2 protein-coding genes are annotated in these 1,054 nt (G+C 62.3%); one reads left to right on the forward strand and one right to left on the reverse strand.

Annotation, left to right across the window (positions count from 1 at the left end):
* Positions 1–66: 66 nt before the first annotated feature.
* Complete coding sequence (locus E3T55_RS15180) at positions 67–390, forward strand: hypothetical protein (RefSeq protein WP_134520406.1); 324 nt, start codon at positions 67–69, stop codon at positions 388–390.
* A gap of 178 nt (positions 391–568) precedes the next feature.
* Here E3T55_RS15180 and E3T55_RS20315 read toward each other — a convergent pair.
* A partial coding sequence (locus E3T55_RS20315; RefSeq protein ID WP_166791801.1) for an HNH endonuclease occupies positions 569–1,054 on the reverse strand: 486 nt, incomplete at its 5' end.

Here is a 1,054-nt window from a genome sequence, read left to right on the forward strand (position 1 = left end):
CCTACCCGCCCCACAACAAGCCACCGCCCACGCGATCCGCCTCCACGCCTCCGCTACAGTCCTCCCATGCACACCTGCAAGCTCTGCGATTACCCGACAGTCCTCTACCTCCACGACCTCGGCTTCTACTTGCGCTGCCCCAACTGCCTGTGGAGCAGCGAGACATTCGACGCGAGCAAACGCCCGGATCTCGCGATGCAACCCCGCCAACCCGACGACGCCGTCGAGCGACCGCCCGACGGCCCCACCATCGCCGACTTCCACGACTACGCGCTCAAACGGCGCACGGCCCGCAAGACCTCCGGCACCATGCGGCCAGTGGTGTCGATCGCATCGCCAGCCCCAGACGAAGCCCAGGCCACGCAGACCGACGACAACCCGACGGCCTAGTCGCCCCTCACCTCGGCTCAAGCCGCGAGCTCACGATCGCTCACGCAAGCAACGCCCCTCACCGTCCCAAGCCCCTGACGACGGATGCCCCAGCCACCGTCATCATCAGAACCGCACGCAGCCAAATGGCCGCGCAGCAACCCACAACCGCCGCCTCAGCCGGATCGCCACGAGCTTTTCACCCGTGCGCGTCAATCTCCCCCGCTCCAAACCACTGCTCAACGAAATCCTTGCCCAGCTCCGTGAGCCGATACTCGTCGTAGCCGCCGACTCGCACACCTGAACCCGGAACGACGTAGTGTCTGCCGTCTGCCCGTTGAACGCTGCGAATCGAGTTGCCCGGTGCGGCACGAACAACGGACATTTGCGGAGGGCTCGACACCGTCACCAAACGATCCTGAACCAAGTTCCGAACGCTAATCGTCACCGTGGAGCTGAAATCCAGTTCGATGGTGCCATCAACCCCTTGATCAACAAAGGCCTCGAGAACTCGGCGCTCAAAGTCGTTGTATCGGTGATTTACAATCGACAGGTTGCGCTTGTAATTCCTCACGGAGAGTGTCGTGATCGACTTCTCCAGGTCATAGCGAAGATGGTCCACCGCGCAGAGAAGAATCATGTTCTCGAACGTGTGCTCTCGCACGACTTCCCACGGCACGATGTG

This window comes from Cryobacterium frigoriphilum, from assembly GCF_004403305.1.
Classification (GTDB): domain Bacteria; phylum Actinomycetota; class Actinomycetes; order Actinomycetales; family Microbacteriaceae; genus Cryobacterium; species Cryobacterium frigoriphilum.

Excerpts from the sequence above, each read along its gene's own strand:
- E3T55_RS15180 (WP_134520406.1), top strand. The coding sequence starts at position 67 with ATGCACACCTGCAAGCTCTGCGATTACCCGACAGTCCTCTACCTCCAC.